This is a genomic window from Escherichia marmotae (assembly GCF_002900365.1).
GTDB lineage: Bacteria > Pseudomonadota > Gammaproteobacteria > Enterobacterales > Enterobacteriaceae > Escherichia > Escherichia marmotae.
In genome coordinates this window covers 944,687-962,157 of record NZ_CP025979.1, presented here as the reverse complement: position 1 = coordinate 962,157, position 17,471 = coordinate 944,687, and the positions used below count along the sequence as shown (strand labels likewise).

At 49.6% G+C, this 17,471-nt stretch carries 14 protein-coding genes and 7 pseudogenes; 11 read left to right on the top strand and 10 right to left on the bottom strand.

Annotation, left to right across the window (positions count from 1 at the left end; genetic code table 11):
* Positions 1–5 precede the first annotated feature (5 nt).
* A complete protein-coding gene (gene patD / locus C1192_RS05175) occupies positions 6–1,430 on the top strand; it encodes an aminobutyraldehyde dehydrogenase (RefSeq protein ID WP_038355803.1) in 1,425 nt (474 codons plus the stop codon).
* Between the two features lie 98 nt (positions 1,431–1,528).
* On the opposite strand, the gene yncL is transcribed toward patD, so the two are convergent.
* Entirely contained in the window at positions 1,529–1,624 is a 96-nt protein-coding gene (gene yncL / locus C1192_RS05170) for a stress response membrane protein YncL (RefSeq protein WP_071985532.1), read from the bottom strand.
* A gap of 193 nt (positions 1,625–1,817) precedes the next feature.
* Here yncL and C1192_RS05165 point away from each other — a divergent pair, with 193 nt between their 5' ends.
* A complete protein-coding gene (locus C1192_RS05165; protein WP_001516416.1) occupies positions 1,818–1,991 on the top strand; it encodes a GhoT/OrtT family toxin in 174 nt (57 codons plus the stop codon).
* 85 nt (positions 1,992–2,076) lie between these two features.
* Positions 2,077–2,310 carry a DUF2526 family protein YdcY gene (gene ydcY / locus C1192_RS05160; RefSeq protein WP_000018633.1) on the top strand — a complete coding sequence of 78 codons (234 nt, stop codon included), beginning with the start codon at positions 2,077–2,079 and terminating at the stop codon, positions 2,308–2,310.
* On the opposite strand, the gene C1192_RS05155 is transcribed toward ydcY, so the two are convergent.
* Together C1192_RS05155 and C1192_RS05150 are read right to left on the bottom strand one after the other, a co-directional pair.
* Positions 2,311–2,760: a DMT family transporter gene (locus tag C1192_RS05155; RefSeq protein WP_001076542.1), complete on the bottom strand. Its 450-nt coding sequence runs from the start codon at positions 2,758–2,760 to the stop codon at positions 2,311–2,313.
* On the bottom strand, positions 2,757–3,275 hold the full coding sequence (locus C1192_RS05150) for a GNAT family N-acetyltransferase (protein WP_001516415.1): 519 nt from the start codon (positions 3,273–3,275) through the stop codon (positions 2,757–2,759). Before C1192_RS05150 ends, C1192_RS05155 begins: the two co-directional genes overlap by 4 nt.
* A gap of 184 nt (positions 3,276–3,459) precedes the next feature.
* On the opposite strand from C1192_RS05150, the pseudogene curA reads away from it, so the two are divergent.
* A pseudogene (curA, locus tag C1192_RS05145) lies at positions 3,460–4,496 on the top strand (NADPH-dependent curcumin/dihydrocurcumin reductase).
* A 38-nt stretch (positions 4,497–4,534) separates the two neighbouring features.
* On the opposite strand, the gene pqqU reads toward curA, so the two are convergent.
* Positions 4,535–6,637, bottom strand: a complete 2,103-nt coding sequence (pqqU, locus tag C1192_RS05140) for a TonB-dependent receptor PqqU (protein ID WP_000689392.1) — start codon at positions 6,635–6,637, stop codon at positions 4,535–4,537.
* Positions 6,638–6,878: 241 nt separating this feature from the next.
* Between pqqU and yncE the strand changes: the two genes are divergently transcribed.
* Complete coding sequence (gene yncE / locus C1192_RS05130; RefSeq protein WP_038355804.1) at positions 6,879–7,940, top strand: 7-bladed beta-propeller protein YncE; 1,062 nt, start codon at positions 6,879–6,881, stop codon at positions 7,938–7,940.
* Between the two features lie 197 nt (positions 7,941–8,137).
* Here yncE and ansP read toward each other — a convergent pair whose 3' ends face one another.
* The gene (gene ansP, locus C1192_RS05125) at positions 8,138–9,637 is read right to left on the bottom strand and encodes an L-asparagine permease (protein WP_001516412.1); all 1,500 of its coding nucleotides are present in this window, start codon (positions 9,635–9,637) and stop codon (positions 8,138–8,140) included.
* An 840-nt stretch (positions 9,638–10,477) separates the two neighbouring features.
* On the opposite strand from ansP, the pseudogene C1192_RS25875 reads away from it, so the two are divergent.
* The 5 genes and pseudogenes from C1192_RS25875 to C1192_RS05095 form a co-directional block, all read left to right on the top strand.
* Positions 10,478–10,597: pseudogene (locus tag C1192_RS25875) on the top strand (type IV secretion protein Rhs); the annotation flags it as partial.
* A gap of 65 nt (positions 10,598–10,662) precedes the next feature.
* Positions 10,663–11,813: pseudogene (locus tag C1192_RS05110) on the top strand (IS3 family transposase).
* Positions 11,814–11,853: 40 nt separating this feature from the next.
* Positions 11,854–12,255 carry a type IV secretion protein Rhs gene (locus tag C1192_RS05105; protein ID WP_038355722.1) on the top strand — a complete coding sequence of 134 codons (402 nt, stop codon included), beginning with the start codon at positions 11,854–11,856 and terminating at the stop codon, positions 12,253–12,255.
* Positions 12,252–12,413 (top strand): annotated as a pseudogene (locus tag C1192_RS26035) (lipoprotein); the annotation flags it as partial. The gene C1192_RS05105 and the pseudogene C1192_RS26035, both read left to right, overlap by 4 nt.
* 20 nt (positions 12,414–12,433) lie before the next feature.
* The gene (locus C1192_RS05095; protein WP_038355721.1) at positions 12,434–12,730 is read left to right on the top strand and encodes a hypothetical protein; all 297 of its coding nucleotides are present in this window, start codon (positions 12,434–12,436) and stop codon (positions 12,728–12,730) included.
* A gap of 251 nt (positions 12,731–12,981) precedes the next feature.
* On the opposite strand, the pseudogene C1192_RS05090 reads toward C1192_RS05095, so the two are convergent.
* Positions 12,982–13,380, bottom strand: a pseudogene (locus C1192_RS05090) (IS3 family transposase); the annotation flags it as partial.
* Positions 13,381–13,528: 148 nt separating this feature from the next.
* On the opposite strand from C1192_RS05090, the pseudogene C1192_RS05085 reads away from it, so the two are divergent.
* A pseudogene (locus C1192_RS05085) lies at positions 13,529–13,738 on the top strand (transposase family protein); the annotation flags it as partial.
* 32 nt (positions 13,739–13,770) lie between these two features.
* Here C1192_RS05085 and C1192_RS05080 read toward each other — a convergent pair.
* The 4 genes and pseudogenes from C1192_RS05080 to C1192_RS05065 form a co-directional block, all read right to left on the bottom strand.
* Positions 13,771–15,342, bottom strand: a complete 1,572-nt coding sequence (locus C1192_RS05080; protein ID WP_103194767.1) for an IS66-like element ISCro1 family transposase — start codon at positions 15,340–15,342, stop codon at positions 13,771–13,773.
* Between the two features lie 19 nt (positions 15,343–15,361).
* Positions 15,362–15,709: an IS66 family insertion sequence element accessory protein TnpB gene (tnpB, locus tag C1192_RS05075; RefSeq protein WP_069906977.1), complete on the bottom strand. Its 348-nt coding sequence runs from the start codon at positions 15,707–15,709 to the stop codon at positions 15,362–15,364.
* Positions 15,709–16,086: pseudogene (gene tnpA, locus C1192_RS05070) on the bottom strand (IS66-like element accessory protein TnpA); the annotation flags it as partial. The pseudogene tnpA and the gene tnpB, both read right to left, overlap by 1 nt.
* Before the next feature lie 13 nt (positions 16,087–16,099).
* Positions 16,100–17,428 carry an IS4-like element IS4 family transposase gene (locus C1192_RS05065; RefSeq protein WP_103194780.1) on the bottom strand — a complete coding sequence of 443 codons (1,329 nt, stop codon included), beginning with the start codon at positions 17,426–17,428 and terminating at the stop codon, positions 16,100–16,102.
* Positions 17,429–17,471: the final 43 nt, after the last annotated feature.

Below are 17,471 nucleotides of genomic sequence, written 5' to 3'. Positions count from 1 at the left end.
ATGCTATGCAACATAAGTTACTGATTAACGGAGAACTGGTCAGCGGCGAAGGGGAAAAACAGCCTGTCTATAATCCGGCAACGGGAGAAGTATTACTGGAGATTGCCGAGGCAACCGCAGAGCAGGTTGATGCCGCTGTTCGCGCGGCAGATGCCGCATTTGTCGGGTGGGGGCAAACCACGCCGAAAATGCGTGCGGAATGCCTGCTGAAACTGGCGGATGTTATCGAAGAGAACGGTCAGGTTTTTGCCGAACTGGAGTCCCGTAACTGTGGCAAACCGCTGCATAGTGCTTTTAATGATGAGATTCCGGCGATTGTCGATGTCTTTCGCTTTTTCGCCGGCGCTGCGCGCTGCCTGAATGGTCTGGCGGCGGGTGAATATCTTGAAGGTCATACATCAATGATTCGCCGCGATCCATTAGGTGTTGTGGCCTCTATCGCCCCCTGGAACTACCCGTTGATGATGGCAGCGTGGAAACTGGCTCCGGCGCTGGCGGCGGGGAACTGCGTAGTGCTTAAACCATCAGAAATTACACCGCTGACTGCGTTGAAACTGGCAGAACTGGCGAAAGATATCTTCCCGCCAGGCGTGATCAACGTACTGTTTGGCAGAGGTAAAACGGTGGGTGATCCGCTGACCGGACATCCAAAAGTGCGCATGGTGTCGCTGACGGGGTCTATCGCTACCGGTGAGCACATCATCAGCCATACAGCATCATCCATAAAGCGCACCCACATGGAACTGGGCGGTAAAGCACCAGTGATTGTCTTTGATGATGCAGATATTGAAGCAGTGGTCGAAGGTGTGCGCACCTTTGGCTATTACAATGCCGGACAAGATTGCACTGCTGCCTGTCGTATCTACGCGCAAAAAGGTATTTACGACGCGCTGGTGGAAAAACTAGGTGCCGCAGTGGCAACGTTAAAATCTGGTGCACCGGATGATGGTGCCACAGAGCTGGGGCCGTTAAGCTCACTGGCACATCTCGAACGCGTCAGCAGGGCGGTGGAAGAGGCGAAGGCGACGGGACACATTAAGGTGATCACCGGCGGTGAAAAACGGCAGGGTAACGGCTATTATTATGCGCCTACACTGCTGGCCGGTGCGTTACAAGAAGATGCCATCGTTCAAAGAGAGGTATTTGGCCCGGTAGTGAGCGTGACGGCCTTCGACAACGAAGAGCAAGTGGTTAACTGGGCGAATGACAGTCAGTACGGGTTGGCCTCTTCGGTGTGGACGAAAGATGTCGGTCGGGCGCATCGCGTGAGCGCTCGTCTGCAATATGGCTGCACCTGGGTCAATACCCACTTCATGCTGGTCAGTGAAATGCCGCACGGCGGGCAGAAACTTTCTGGTTATGGCAAAGATATGTCACTTTATGGGCTGGAAGATTACACCGTAGTACGCCACGTAATGGTTAAGCATTAAGGATAGTGTTGTAAATCTGGAGAGTGTGAGAGGATCTAACCTACTGTCAGAGAGTTGATTTCTCTCTGACAGTACGTGCTGCGTGCAATATCGCTACATCAAATAAACCAACCAAATCTCATAGAGATAAGAGTAAACAACCCAACAGCAGCAAAGAGATTTATCAGCACTACAGTTTTACTGGAAACGTTCATTTTTGCCACCTTTTGTCATAGCCCCTATGTGTATAGTACGGGTTGGGAAAATCCGCAATCATACTCATTCTGAAGATGGACAAGAGCATGCCGTAGGTTATTGAATTTATCTTAAATGGATTGAAAACTTGATGTGCATCAAGAAATGACGCATATTTGCGCGCGTTTTATTCACCTGGCTGGATGCCTGTACATGTCTCTTTTTCAATGTTTGCTTGTTTTTTATGCTGTTATGGCAGTAATCGCCTTTCTTATTACCTGGTTTCTTTCCCACGATAAGAAGAGCATTCGCTTTCTGAGCGCCTTTCTGGTGGGGATCACATGGCCGATGAGTTTTCCAGTGGCGCTACTGTTTTCACTGTTTTAAATCTTACTCGCTGGCTTGACGGCACAACGCAGACTTATATCATTTGAGTGAATCGATAAATTTCACAAGTGGCTAAGGAGAAAGTATGTCGCATCTGGATGAGGTCATCGCGCGCGTGGATGCCGCGATTGAGGAGAGCGTCATTGCCCATATGAACGAATTGTTAATCGCCCTGAGCGATGACGCAGAGTTAAGCCGGGAAGATCGCTACACCCAGCAACAGCGTTTGCGCACAGCAATCGCCCATCACGGACGCAAGCATAAAGAAGATATGGAAGCGCGCCACGAACAGTTAACGAAAGGTGGCACCATCCTCTGATTAAAACGTGCGTCTGGCCACCAACCAGGCGCCAACTACCAATAAAACCGCTCCGCAAATTGGACCAATCAACGCCCGAAGTGGCACGCCATGACTGCGGAAAATATCCAGTACCAGACCTCCAATAAGTTGGCTGGCGACCAGTACTGCAATGGTCGTTGCCGCCCCCACATTTTGATACCCGCTGATACTGGCGAAGACAAAAAATGATCCCAGCAAACCAGGGATTAGAGTCCACCAACGCACGCTGGACACCAGTTCGCCAAACCCTGCCATCCCTTGTTTAAACCACAAAATAGACACGAACAGCACAATTCCCACCAGTGAGTTCAGTAGCATGGCGATGAGAATGGTGGAGGAGGTCTGAGTGATGCGCACCATCAATGTGTTTTGCACTACCAGGCCAATCCCGGCGGCGATCAAAAAGGCAAGGGTAAGCGACTGATTCATCCGATAGCGTCCGGTTCACTGCGTTCGTCGAGTTGCAACTGCATAAAGGTGAGATCCAGCCAGCGACCAAATTTAGTGCCTACCTGCGGCATTTGTGCGGTGACGACAAATCCCAGCGACTGGTGTAGATGCAGCGAGGCCTGATTTTGCGACTCGATCCCGGCAACCATGACATGCTTCCCGCAATCCCGCGCTTCATCAATCAACCGGCTTAACAATTTGCGCCCAAGACCTTTGCCCTGATGATCCGGATGAACATATACCGAATGTTCCACTGTATGGCGAAAACCGTCGAAACTACGCCAGTCACCAAATGAGGCATACCCCGTGACAACGCCATTTTCTTCGCTCACCAGCACCGGATAACCGGATAATGTTCGCGCTTCAAACCAGGCGATTCGGTTATCTGCATCCACCGTTTGGTCGTTCCAGATAGCCGCCGTATACAACACGGCGTGGTTATAAATTTCTGCAATTGCAGCACAATCGGCTTTGCGGGCAAAACGGATGGACATGTCGAGCCTCTATAAAACATCGAATAGTAATGATGCTATCAATACTATCGAAAACAGCCGGAAGCAACGCAATCTACAATGAAATTATTGTGTATTGCTGGACGAATGTGATGCATACAAACACATCTAACCACGTGAGCCTGCTACCATTGATGGATTCATGCCAAAAGCACAGGAGATCATTATGGGGCAACAAAAGCAGCGTAACCGCCGTTGGGTTCTGGCCTCGCGTCCGCATGGAGCGCCGGTTCCGGAGAATTTCCGTCTGGAAGAAGATGACGTTGCCACGCCAGGTGAAGGTCAGGTGTTACTGCGCACAGTTTATCTGTCGCTGGACCCATATATGCGCGGGCGCATGAGCGATGAGCCATCCTATTCACCACCGGTTGATATTGGTGGCGTGATGGTTGGCGGCACGGTGAGCCGGGTGGTGGAATCAAATCATCCGGACTACCAGCCTGGCGACTGGGTGCTGGGCTACAGCGGCTGGCAGGACTATGACATATCCAGCGGTGATGAACTGGTGAAACTTGGCGATCAGCCACAAAACCCTTCGTGGTCGCTGGGTGTGCTGGGGATGCCTGGTTTTACCGCTTATATGGGCTTGCTGGATATCGGTCAACCTAAAAAGGGGGAAACGCTGGTGGTTGCTGCTGCAACCGGCCCTGTTGGCGCAACGGTGGGGCAAATCGGCAAACTGAAAGGCTGTCGGGTGGTGGGTGTTGCCGGTGGCGCTGAAAAATGCCGCCATGCTACTGATGTACTGGGTTTCGATGTTTGCCTTGATCACCATGCGGATGATTTTGCTGAGCAACTGACGAAGGCGTGTCCGAAAGGTGTTGATATCTATTATGAAAATGTGGGCGGTAAAGTGTTTGATGCCGTGTTGCCGTTGCTCAATAATCCGCGCGCATTCCTGTCTGCGGCTTAGTGAGCGGCTATAATGCGACGGAATTGCCATCTGGTCCGGATCGTTTACCGTTGCTGATGGCCACGGTGCTGAAAAAACGTATTCGTCTGCAAGGCTTTATTATCAGCCAGGATTATGGGCACCGGATCCATGAGTTCCAGCAGGAGATGGTGCAATGGGTGAAAGAGGGGAAAATCCATTATCGCGAGCAAATGACCGACGGTTTAGAAAATGCCCCACAGACTTTTATTGGCCTGTTAGAAGGTAAAAACTTCGGCAAAGTCGTTATTCGTGTGGCGGATGACAATTAACAAAACAGGTGGCGGTGTTATACCGCCACCACGTAATATTATTCAAACCGCCATGCGAGATTTACGCCAATACCATAATTCCGTCCAGGTGCTGGCTCGTAATATCGGCCATTGGATTCATTAACAATCACCGATCCGACATATTCTTTGTCGAATAAATTATCGACCCGGCCAAATAAATCCACCGTCATATTGCGGTAATTATATTTATAGCCGGTAAACAAACCAACGAGAGTATAAGAGGGCGCTTTTGCCGTGTTTTCGTCATCAGCCATAATATCGCCCATATATCGCGCTTCTGTACCGGCATACCAGCCTTCTTCTGGTACGTAACCTAAAGACGCAAAGCCCATATTGCGGGCGATCCCTGGCATCCGGTTACCATTACAGTTCTGATCGTTACAAACGTTGCTGCGATATGTTGCATCAAGCCAGGTCCACGACGCTTTTACGCGGAAATCTCCGGCGAAACGTTGATCCCACGCCAGCTCGGCTCCCTGACGACGCGTCTTCCCGGCATTTTTATAAGTGGTACGCCCACCGCTACTGCTATCGACAACGATTTCATCATGAGTATCGGTCTGGAACACTGCGAGGCTAAACAGACCATCGCCAATACGCGTTTTACTGCCGATTTCGATTGTATCGTTGGTGGACGGTTTTAAACCAAAGTTCATCCCGCTTTGCCCATCGGCACGGTATGAAAGTTCATTAATGGTCGGCGTTTCAAAGCCGCGTCCCGCTGCCAGATAGATATTCCAGGCATCGGTGATGGCGTATTTTAACGATCCGGCTGGCAGCCATTTGTGATAACTGGCATCTCCGCTGTCATCGCCGTTACCGGGAGTAATGTAATAATCGTTGGAATCAAACCATACTGAGCTATAGCGCACGCCAGCATCCAGTGACAGTTTGTCAGTCAGTTGCCACTGGGTCTGTAAATAGGGATCGACGTTCCACATCAGATTACGCTCGTCGCGGCGCAAATCACCTTTTTGCCCGTATTCTGGTATGCCGTAATTCAAGCGGAAGTTATTGTAGCCCTTGCGGTTTTCACTCATGTTTTCATAGTTTAAACCGGTGGTTAAAGTGAACGGAACACCCAGTTCGCCGCGGTGTGTCCAGCGACTGTCTATTCCCTGATAATGGCGTTGCAGCGTAATCACGCCGCCTGCGTGTGACGGGGTAAGTTGTGGTGCCATCGGGATTGACTGGTACTGGGTCGTTTCACGCTCACCCGCGTACATCATCACGCTCATCTCATCGCTGGCGCTAAGACTACGCTCATAACGCACTCCAGCCTGAGTTTGCTTGATGGTTTTCCGTGTATCGTACTGTTCAGCGCGAGGAGCTTGTTGCGGATCCGCTTTCCATTCTGCTTCGGTCAACCCACCGGGGTCGTTTGCTTTGATATCCACACTATTAAAAATCAGGCTTAATTTGCTGGCATCATCAATACGTACGCCCAATTTGGCATTGGCTAAATTTTTCTGTGCACCACTATGGTCACGGTAGCCGTGGGTCGTAAAACGTGTGGTCGAAACGGTGTAATCGACATCGCCAGCCTGTGTGCCGTCACCCATTGCTCCCGTTGCCTTCAACCCGTAACGCCAGCTACCAAAACTGCCATAGTAACTGCTGGCTTCAATGCCTGACGGTTGTTGCCCCGTTTGTGTGGTGACATTCATCACCCCACCGGAAGCGTTGCCATAGAGGGCGGAAAAGGGGCCACGCAGTACTTCCACGTTTTGCACGCTACTTAAATCGATATTAGACGTTTGTCCTTGCCCGTCGGGCATGGTGGCGGGAATGCCGTCCACATACAGGCGAATCCCGCGGATCCCGTAAGTAGAGCGGGAACCAAATCCACGAATCGACAACTGTAAATCCTGCGCATAGTTCTGCCGGTTTTGTACCTGTAAACCAGGCACGCTGGTCAGTGATTCAGACAAGTTAATGCGAGGTGTTGCCAGGCGCATCTCTTCGCCATCAACCACACTGACCGCCGCTGGGGTATCCAGCTCTGAAACCACCTGTGGTGTGGCACTCACAATCATGGTTTGTTCATTGGCGGCAAAAACGGATGGGGAAAGGACAATCAGCGCAGATAAAACAGTCTGTCGGACGGAAAAAATCTTCATGAAAAAAGCCAGGTTAAGAATGGAAAAACATCGCTATGGTAATGAATTTGTAAATTTATAGAAAACAAAACGGCACGATACGTTAACCAATTGAGAAAATTGTAGTCGTAACAGCAAGAAATACTCCACATTTGAGAAAATAATGATTACCATTCCCATTTATAACAAGGGTGTAACGAAGATTACGCTCAGCGAAGCATTGTGAAGCAGCAAAAATATCGGTTCATCAAAGGGAGTCGTCATGCATTTACGTCATCTGTTCTCATCGCGTCTGCGTGGTTCATTACTGTTAGGTTCATTGCTCGTTGCTTCATCGTTCAGCACGCAGGCAGCGGAAGAAATGCTGCGTAAAGCGGTAGGTAAAGGCGCTTACGAAATGGCTTATAGCCAGCAGGAAAATGCGCTGTGGCTCGCTACATCGCAAAGCCGCAAACTGGATAAAGGCGGGGTGGTTTATCGTCTCGATCCGGTCACTCTGGAAGTGACTCAGGTGATTCATAATGATCTCAAACCGTTTGGCGCCACCATTAACAATGCCACCCAGACGTTGTGGTTTGGTAACACCGTAAACAGCGCGGTCACGGCGATCGATGCCAAAACGGGCGAAGTGAAAGGGCGTCTGGTGCTGGATGATCGTAAGCGCACGGAAGAGGTGCGCCCGCTGCAGCCGCGTGAACTGGTAGCAGATGATGCCACGAATACCGTTTACATCAGCGGTATTGGGAAGGAGAGCGTGGTCTGGGTGATTGACGGTGAGAATATCAAACTGAAAACTGCCATCCAGAACACCGGTAAAATGAGCACTGGCCTGGCGTTGGATAGCAAAGGCAAACGTCTCTATACCACCAACGCTGACGGTGAATTGATTACTATCGACACCACCGACAACAAAATTTTGAGCCGTAAAAAGTTGCTGGATGATGGCAAAGAGCACTTCTTTATCAACATTAGTCTCGATACCGCCAACCAGCGTGCGTTTATCACCGACTCCAAAGCTGCGGAAGTGCTGGTGGTTGATACTCGTGAAGGCAATATTCTGGCGAAGGTAGCGGCACCGGAATCACTGGCTGTGCTGTTTAACCCGGCGCGTAATGAAGCCTATGTGACACATCGTCAGGCAGGTAAAGTCAGTGTGATTGACGCGAAAACCTACAAGGTAGTGAAAACGTTCGATACGCCGACCCATCCGAACAGCCTGGCGCTGTCTGCCGATGGCAAAACGCTGTATGTCAGTGTTAAACAAAAATCCACTAAACAGCAGGAAGCTACCCAGCCGGACGATGTGATTCGTATTGCGCTGTAATCGACACAGGGGAGTTTGTCTTTCGTAGGTCTGATAAGGCGCTAGCGCCGCATCCGGCAAGCGGAGCACAATGCCTGATGCAACGCTGTCGCGTCTTATCAGGCCTACAACACGCATAATTATTTGATTTATTTAGAGTTTGTTAGCCGGATAAGGCATTTACGCCGCATCCGGCTTTAAACCGGGCAATTTTGCAATTAACTCGCCGTTTCAGGCTTAAACACAATTTCCTGTTTTTCTTCATCTTCCTCGATGACTGGCGCAGTGCTGTGAACTTCGGCAACGCGTTTACGCACACCAAACCAACCCACAACCAGCAGAATACCGATAACCGGCAGTGCCGCGATGGTATAAGTCCCGTTCGGATAATCGAACGCCATCAGCACCAGGACGCACAGTAAAAACAGTAAAGTCAGCCAGGAAGTGAAGGGCGCGCCGGGGAGTTTAAAACTGACTTCCTGCGCTTTACCTTCTTTAATCGCTTTACGCAGGCGCATCTGGCAAACAATGATAAACGCCCACGAAGCGATAATTCCCAGCGACGCAAAGTTCAACACAATCTCAAAAACGCGCGACGGCACCAGATAATTGAGGAATACGCCGACAACATACACGACCAGCGTCGCCAGAATCCCGGCATACGGAACATGCTGGCGACTCATTTTCGCCATAAAACTTGGTGCAGAACCGCCCATTGCCATTGAGCGTAAAATACGTCCGGTGCAGTACAGGCCAGAGTTCAGGCTGGAGAGTGCGGCGGTCAGCACCACGATATTCATAATGCTGCCGATGTACGGCACGCCAAGTTTAGAGAAGAACGTCACAAACGGACTTTGCCCCGCCTGATACGCGCTCCACGGCAATAACATCACCAGCAACAACACGGAACCGACATAAAACAGACCAATACGCCAAATCACGCTGTTAATGGCTTTAGGCACCATGGTCTGCGGATCTTTACATTCTCCGGCGGCAGTTCCCACCATCTCAATGGAAGCGAAAGCAAATACTACGCCCTGAATCAACACCAGTGCAGGCAATAAACCGTGGGGGAAGATACCGCCATTATCGGTAATTAAATGAAATCCTGTGGTGTTGCCATCCAGTGGCTGACCGCTACCGAGGAACACTGTACCCACGACCAGAAAGGTAACAATGGCGAGAACTTTAATCAGCGCAAACCAGAACTCCATCTCTGCAAACCATTTTACACCTATCATATTCATGGTGCCGACGATGGTTAATGCCCCGAGCGCAAATACCCATTGTGGAATATCGCCAAACGCGCCCCAGTAATGCATATACAGTGCAACTGCAGTAATATCGACAATCCCGGTCATTGCCCAGTTGATGAAGTACATCCAGCCAGCAACATAAGCGGCTTTCTCACCCAAAAACTCACGGGCATATGAGACAAAACTGCCACTGGAAGGGCGATGTAATACCAACTCACCCAACGCACGCAAAATAAAAAACGAAAACAAGCCGCAGATTAAATAAACCAGTGCCAGTGCTGGTCCCGCCATTTGTAGTCGGGCACCTGCGCCTAAAAACAAACCAGTACCAATCGCGCCACCAATGGCGATCATCTGCACCTGGCGATTACCCATCGCTTTGTGATAGCCCTCTTCGTGGGCATTAAGCCAGCGGCGTTTCGCTGCGTGTTGATCTGAAGTATCTGTGTCGTGTTTACTCATTGCGCTCCCTGAGTTTCTCGCTAAAAGGTTATATATGACACCACATGGTTTGTTTATTCACCGTGGCAATGACAGCCTTCACCATTATTCTTTATGGGTATAACTGTCGGCGCAGAATCCTACCTGTTATCGTGTAACGATGCAAAATGATCCCGCTCTAAATGTATGGGTATAAAAGCGACTGACGACAAAATAGCAATCTGGTGAAATTATGACTGATACAACTATTGTTGCGTTGAGGGTACTCGATTGCAGACCAGATCTTTTGTTCCTCGTTCGTCGCTCTGAACGCCCGTGGTTTCAGTGGTCACTAGTGTGGTTGGTCGCCAACATATCCCTTCGCTGATTATCACTGAACAGTGAGGGACTGGCGTATGACTGGTTTCAGGGGAATACAACTCTTAAAACATTACTTCAATATAATTTTAATATGTATATCATTCTCGATATTAATTTATGAAGTGAATTTGATATATTCCGAATTCATGATTTACATTACTAATGTATGGAGCATCACGTTAAGATAGCCACGTGCAGATCATGATATCAGGATGGGGCGGTAGCGTTTACAGATATTAATTGATGAGGATTATGTTATCCGTGCAATCATTTGCATCAACTATTGATATTGAAGATAGATAAACAAAGATACTGAGAGTTAATGTTAAGTAATCGTAATGGGAAACTTTGATAACTTGCTTTGATTTCATTGTCTATGAAGATGATGTCATCAACACTGCATAAAGTTGAAATGTTGAACATCAAAGAGAACTCTATTTAATAAATAATAAAAGAGCGTTTGTTTTTTATCTGAAAAATATTATTTCCAGGAGGAATGAGATGTCATTAAGGAGAATGACATCTGGTGAATTAACATTAGCCAGATCGATTTTTGAGAATACAATTGATTATAACAAGGTATGGATCCACAATGAAAAACACTTGCCAGGTCAAGGGGAAAGTGATCTTACCCACCAATAGTGGACACAGGACTAAGTGAGTAAACTCTCAACCAGAGGTGACTCATGACAAAACCAGTATCAATCAGCAAGAAGCCCCGTAAACAACATACGCCTGAATTTCGTAACGAAGCCCTGAAACTCGCTGAACGCATCGGTGTGGCCGCCGCAGCCCGTGAACTCAGCCTGTATGAATCTCAGCTTTATGCCTGGCGCAGTAAACAGCAGCAACAAATGAGTTCGTCAGAGCGCGAAAGCGAACTGGCCGCTGAAAATGTCCGCCTTAAACGACAACTGGCGGAGTAGGCTGAGGAACTGGCCATCCTCCAAAAGGCCGCGACATACTTCGCGAAGCGCCTGAAATGAAGTATGTCTTCATCGAAAATCCTCGGGCAGAGTTCAGCATCAAAGCGATGTGTCGTGTACTTCGGGTTGCCCGCAGCGGCTGGTATGTCTGGCTCAGGCGTCGTCACCAGATGAGCCTGCGCCCACAGTTTCGGCTCACCTGCGATACCGCTGTTCATAAGGCATTCTTTGAGGCAAAGCAGCGATACGGTGCTCCCCGCCTTGCTGACGAACTGCCGGAGTTCAATATTAAAACCATTGACGACAGCCTGCGTCGTCAGGGGCTGCGGGCGAAAGCCGGCCGGAAGTTCAGCCCGGTCAGCTACCGTGCACATGGCCTGCCCGTATTGGAGAATCTGCTGGAGCAGGACTTCAGCGCCAGCGGCCCGAACCAGAAGTGGGCGGGTGACATCACGTACTTGCGTACCGATGAGGGCTGGTTGTATCTCGCAGTAGTCATCGACCTGTGGTCACGCGCCGTTATTGGCTGGTCGATGTCACCGCGAATGAGAGCACAACTGGCCTGTGATGCACTGCAAATGGCGTTGTGGCGGAGAAGACGCCCGGCAAGCGTCATTGTTCATACGGACCGTGGGGGTCAATACTGTTCAGGGGATTATCAGGCGCTGCTGAAGCGACACAACCTGCGCGGCAGTATGAGTGCGAAAGGCAACTGTTATGACAATGCCTGTGTGGAAAGCTTCTTTCATTCGCTGAAGGTGGAATGTATCCACGGGGGACGCTTTAGCAGCCGGGAAATAATGCGGGCAACGGTGTTTAATTATATCGAGTGTGATTACAATCGCTGGCGTCGTCACAGTGCCTGTGGCGGTCTCAGCCCGGAACAATTTGAAAACCATAATCTCGCTTAGGGCCGTGTCCACATTACGTGGGTAGGATCAAAGAACAGCGATGACCCCAAACGGGGAAATGTATTATCCTGATGCTGTTTATAGTTCAGATTTTTCATCGCAAGCAATGCCTGGCGATCGTGAAACAGTAGCTGGTGCTTCTCACTTGTTTATTCATGAAATGATGCATGTTTGGCAATATCAGAAAGGGTATTCAGTTAAGTTGCGTGGTTTGTTTTCCTGGGCGGCAAATTATCATTACGATCTTAATTTACAGTCAATTGCTTCTTATTCAATGGAACAACAAGCATCTATAGTTGCTGATTATTGGCTATTGATTAACTATGGATTGGTAGCTGATTTGGCAAATGTTAACTATGTAGGAGATACAACTGAATCAGTGAATACTCTATCGGAAAAATACAAAAAGGTGCTTAATTTATTTCCTGCGGGCGTCATGTGAAGAGATTCTTTTTGTTGCTCTTTTTATCGGGATGCACTGTTGGTGATTATGTTCGTCCATTGTTGCCCGGTAATATATATTTACAAGACGCACGGGTTTGTTCAAAACCAGACGATGGGAATATGATTTTAAATTATATTTTTTGGAAGATGATATATATAGAATTACAGGTAAATAAATGAAAAATATTAGAGAATTAAATAATGCAGAATTCTCCGCGATTATTAACAATGCTTTACCATTCTTACATATTAATCCTATAAGCGAAGCTGTTTGTATTCATGCAGAAGCTTATAAAAGTGGTGTTGATGTTAACTATATCCGTAGCAACGTTGACTGGGAGGGGGGTTCTTCTTTAACTGAAGCGTTAGAAACGTTATACTATGAATTATTTAAAGGTGGTATTCCATCAGGAGAATTGTTGTTTTTTACCCGTTTAATAGAACAAAGAAAGGGAATTATGGTGTCATCTTAAAATCATCTCAGCTATTAGATTTTTTAATAAAAGAGCATTTGAAGATTTATCCTGAATGTTTTAATGTAGAAATGTGTAGCTTCGGTTTTTATTTTATAGATCACGAAATATTTTACGGCATGGAGCATCCTGATTTTTTATATAGTTTCTGTGTAAGATAATTAATAAAGTGAGGAGTATATTTCTCTTTCTTAATCGCCGGGAAAGCCAGATTAAATCTGGACTGACCCCATAAAGTTGGACAGTTCATGTTAAGCGGCTTTCAGGGTCTGGGTTCGGTATTCTACCGGACTCAGGCCTTTTAATTTCAGGCTGATCCGCTCGTTGTTATAATAATGGATATAGTCCTCTATCGCCTTCCTCAGTTCATTCAGATCGCTGAACCTGTTCAGATAAAAACACTCCGATTTCAGTGTGCCGAAGAAGTTCTCCATCACTGCGTTATCCAGGCAGTTCCCCTTGCGCGACATGCTTTGTGTTATTCCATGAGCCTTTAACTTTGCCTGATAGCCTGCCATTCGATATTGCCAGCCCTGATCCGTGTGCTGCAACGGTGCATCCTCCGGTCCGAGAACTGAGAATGCATCGTGCAGCATCGTATTCACCATCTCCATCACCGGCCTTTCCGACAGGCTGTAGGAGATAATTTCCCGGCAGGGAAAGATCACGTAACGCTGATTTTTTGTACTAAATAATTCGCACTAAATGTTCAATAATTGATATATTCCTTATTACCTAAAGCTGTTTTTCATTGCTTATACATGATCAAATACTCCTTACATAATTAAGGAGAACAAAATGGAACTTAAAAAATTGATGGAGCATATTTCTATTATCCCAGATTACAGACAAGCCTGGAAAGTGGAACATAAATTATCTGATATTCTACTGTTGACTATTTGTGCCGTTATTTCTGGTGCAGAAGGTTGGGAAGATATAGAGGATTTCGGGGAAACACATCTCGATTTTTTGAAGCAATATGGTGAATTTGAAAATGGTATTCCTGTTCAGTAAGCGGCTCGTCAGAACCGTATTGATATTTACTGAGAGCTCAGATCAACTTTCCAGGGCAACAGATCGCGTACCCGGTTTGCCGGCCAGTCCTGGATATGTTCAATGACGTAACGCAGCCACTTTTCTGGCTCCACATTGTTCAGACGGCATGTGCCGATCAGCGAGTACAACACCGCCGCATGTTCACCACCGCTGTCGGAACCCGCGAACATCCAGTTTTTCCGGCCTACGGCCACTCCCCGTAAGGCGTTCTCTGCGATGTTGTTGTCGATTTCCACCCAGCCATTACTGCAGTACACGTTCAGGGCATCCCACTGTTTCAGCAGGTATGCGAACGCTTTTGCCGTATCTGAGTGACGCGACAGTGTTTTCATCTGTTGCTGTATCCAGTCATACAGTGACTGCATCAGTGGCGCGGCTCTGGCTTTTCTTGCCGCCAGACGCTGTTCTGCTGAACAGCCCCGGACCTCTGCCTCGATAGCATACAGTTCACCGATACGCTGCAGGGCTTCCGTGGTGATGTCGGTGGGCGCTCTTGCATGCACATCGTGGATTTTTCTCCGGGCATGAGCCATACACGCGGCTTCCGTTATTCTGCCGGATTCGTATAACACCCGGTAACCACCGTAAGCATCGGCCTGAAGCACACCGCTGTAACCGGCCAGGTGATTTTGTGGATGGATACCTTTCCGGTCCGGACTGTACGCGAACCAGACCGCCGGGGGCATCTGTGAACCGGCGTTGCGGTCATCACGGACGTAGACCCACAGCCGGGCTGTCCGGGTTTTACCGCTGCCCGGCTCCTGGACCGGGACGGGGATATCATCGGCATGGACTTTACCGGGCATCAGCACATACTGGCGCAGGACGTCATACAGCGGCTCCAGCAGTTCAGCAACGGCACCGGTCCAGCGCCCCAGTGTGGCACGGCTCAGCTCCACTCCCTGACGACGGTATATTTCTGACTGGCGGTATAACGGCAGATGGTCTGCATATTTCCCGGTGACAACATGGGCCAGAAGCCCCGCTCCGGCATAACTGCGTGCAATGGGTTTTGAAGGTACTGGTGCCTGCACGATATGGTCGCACCGGCAACAGGCCAGTTTCGGACGTTGTGTTTCGATAACCTTAAAGGCGCTGCTGATAAGCTCCAGTTGCTCTGACACATCACATCCCAGAGAACTGAGTTCACCACCACAGGCAGGACAGCATTCCTCTTCCGGCCGGATAACCCGGGTTTCACGGGGAAGTGAGGCCGGTAACGGTTTACGGGCTGAAGACTGGCGCAGGGCGGATGGCAGTACCGGGTCATATTGCTCACCCAGCGTTTCCGCCATTTCTTCCTGAAGTGCGCTGATTCGCTCCTGAGCTTCCTGTATCTGCCGTTCGGTTTTTGCACGAAGTTTTTCTGAGCTTTTACCGAACTGCATACGTTGCAGTTTCGCAACCAGCGCCTTCAGCCGGTTGATTTCGGAAGCATAAGCCGCCACCCGCTGTGAGAGCAGGCGGTTGTATTCAGCCATCTGGCGGATGGTGTCCTGTTGCGTCTGCAACAGTGCCCGCAGGCGGGCGTTCTCATGAGCAAGTGAGGTGTCCATATCCTCACTTTACAACGGGTTATATGCGGATTCCAGCGCGTTCCGTTCGTTTCGGGTGCTTCCAGTTGATACCTTCAGGAAGCATGGATAACTGAGCCGGAGTAAGGTGCACCTTGCCGTCACGGGTGACTGGCCAGACGAAGCGGCCCCGCTCCAGGCGTTTGGTGAAGAGGCACAGTCCGTCACTGTCAGCCCACAACACTTTTATCTGGTCACCCCGGCGTCCGCGGAAGATGAACAGGTGTCCGGAGAACGGGTCATCCTTCAGGACGTTCTGAACTTTTGATGCCAGGCCGTTGAAGCCATTCCGCATGTCGGTGATACCGGCAACCAGCCAGATACGCGAACCGGCAGGGAGAGATATCATCAGTGGCTGCTCCCTTTTATTTCGCGGATAAGTGTCTGTAATAACGCCGGCGTCAGTTTACCTTTAAGCCTGAGAGTTCCGGCCGGCAGAACCAGCTCACAACACAGACTGTCGGACGGTGTATTTATCTGCTCTGGTTCCTGTGCGGGGGCCGGGATTTTATTATCCGGCTCCGGCGTTAACGTCACGGGAAGCAGTGCCGGCATATTTTTTCCGGAAGGCAGCAGGCCACCTTTCCGGTATTGATGGCGCCAGTTGAAGAGCAGGTTATCGTTGATTCCGTTTTCCCGGGCGATCTGCGCCACACAGGCTCCGGGCTGCAGTGACTGCTCCACTAAGGCGATTTTAAACTCATAAGGGAAGTTGGGTCGCCGGGGTAATGCCAGTCAGTTAAGCAACTGACTGGCTCTTTTTCGGGGCTGTGGGGTATTTCCAGGGCCTCTCCTTTACCACTCTCGGGAAGGCCCTTTCCCTTCTTGTCGGTAATTTCACAAGTTGTCCCATACTTGCAAGATCGCGCATCAGCTCCGGTATACGTCCCGGTGAAGCGCCCTGCAATGTCATCAGCATTCTCATCACCATTCCGCATGATTCTGAGAAACTCAGTTGATTCGGCCAGTAACCTTTCAGATGTTCTGCCATTTTAATCATCTGATATCTCACCAGATTATAAGCCAGTAAGACACCCCACAGCTCTTGCTCCACAAGCTCCGGCTTTTTACTTCTCAGCGTCAGCCTGCTCAGTTGCATCGTCTGTTTTATCTCCCTGTATCCCAGTTCGATTTCCCAGCGATGACTGTACAGATCCGCCATTTCTCCTCCGGGGAAGCGCATGGCGTCCGTCATCGACGTCAGCAGATGGCAGACTTTTCCTTTGCGCGTCACGGTCAGCAGGCGGGCTGTCACCTCATTTCCCAGCCCCGGCCACTTTTTTCGTGCCTGCGGGCTGGTTTTCAGCTTCACCAGATGATCGCCTTTACCCAGTTTTCTGATCTCTTCATATTGCGCTCCCTTTCTGAGAGGGATCATCCAGTGGCGGTGTTCTCCCGCCTGGCTCCAGGCATTTAACAGTCCCAGTGAGTAATAACCTTTATCCATTAACGTCAGGGTGTTATCGCCGGTTTGTTCTATAAGTTGCTCAGCAAGCTCATTTTCGCTGTTCTTCATCGTGCCGAAGGCTGCAGCCGTCAGCAGATGGCTGGTCAGTTCCATCTGGCAGACCATTTTGACCTGCGGGTAGAGCGCCGGGTTCCCGGCATGTGTCTGGCGGGGGAAGGCTGCATCGTTCTCTGGTGTATCCGGTGTGCGCCAGAACACACCATCGATGGCCAGCAGGGTCAGGCCGCACCAGTGCGGATGCGGCGTGGCGTTATGCCAGAGCTGCGCTGTTTTCGTGAACACGCGGCGGACAGCCTCACTTCCCAGGCGCTGGCGGGCCTGAATAACGGCACTGGGGGCAACGAAGGGGCGATTGCCCGGTAGCATGATGTCCAGGCGATTCACAATCTGGTGAAGAGGTTCTTTACGCTCAAGCGCCATGCCAACAATACACCAGACCATCATTTCGAGGGGAAGACGGCGCTTGCGTAGCGTTACAGTACCTGATTCGGCAAGGCAACGAGAGATGAGTTCGGGGTCGAGGTAATCCCCCAGAGAAGTCAGTGGGTTACGCAGAGAATCGTAACGGGATACCAGATCAAGGGCCTGTCCAATGTGCATAAAAAAATCCGGAAACGAGTGAGCGTTTCCGGATTCTTACACA

Bases quoted from the DNA above. Each gene is read 5' to 3' on its own strand.
- C1192_RS05155 (WP_001076542.1), bottom strand. From the start codon at position 2,760: ATGAATCAGTCGCTTACCCTTGCCTTTTTGATCGCCGCCGGGATTGGC.
- patD (WP_038355803.1), top strand. From the start codon at position 6: ATGCAACATAAGTTACTGATTAACGGAGAACTGGTCAGCGGCGAAGGG.
- pqqU (WP_000689392.1), bottom strand. From the start codon at position 6,637: ATGAAGATTTTTTCCGTCCGACAGACTGTTTTATCTGCGCTGATTGTC.
- C1192_RS05080 (WP_103194767.1), bottom strand. From the start codon at position 15,342: ATGGACACCTCACTTGCTCATGAGAACGCCCGCCTGCGGGCACTGTTG.
- yncE (WP_038355804.1), top strand. From the start codon at position 6,879: ATGCATTTACGTCATCTGTTCTCATCGCGTCTGCGTGGTTCATTACTG.
- ydcY (WP_000018633.1), top strand. From the start codon at position 2,077: ATGTCGCATCTGGATGAGGTCATCGCGCGCGTGGATGCCGCGATTGAG.
- C1192_RS05095 (WP_038355721.1), top strand. From the start codon at position 12,434: ATGAAAAATATTAGAGAATTAAATAATGCAGAATTCTCCGCGATTATT.
- ansP (WP_001516412.1), bottom strand. From the start codon at position 9,637: ATGAGTAAACACGACACAGATACTTCAGATCAACACGCAGCGAAACGC.
- C1192_RS05165 (WP_001516416.1), top strand. From the start codon at position 1,818: ATGTCTCTTTTTCAATGTTTGCTTGTTTTTTATGCTGTTATGGCAGTA.
- C1192_RS05150 (WP_001516415.1), bottom strand. From the start codon at position 3,275: ATGTCCATCCGTTTTGCCCGCAAAGCCGATTGTGCTGCAATTGCAGAA.
- yncL (WP_071985532.1), bottom strand. From the start codon at position 1,624: ATGAACGTTTCCAGTAAAACTGTAGTGCTGATAAATCTCTTTGCTGCT.
- C1192_RS05065 (WP_103194780.1), bottom strand. From the start codon at position 17,428: ATGCACATTGGACAGGCCCTTGATCTGGTATCCCGTTACGATTCTCTG.
- tnpB (WP_069906977.1), bottom strand. From the start codon at position 15,709: ATGATATCTCTCCCTGCCGGTTCGCGTATCTGGCTGGTTGCCGGTATC.
- C1192_RS05105 (WP_038355722.1), top strand. From the start codon at position 11,854: ATGACCCCAAACGGGGAAATGTATTATCCTGATGCTGTTTATAGTTCA.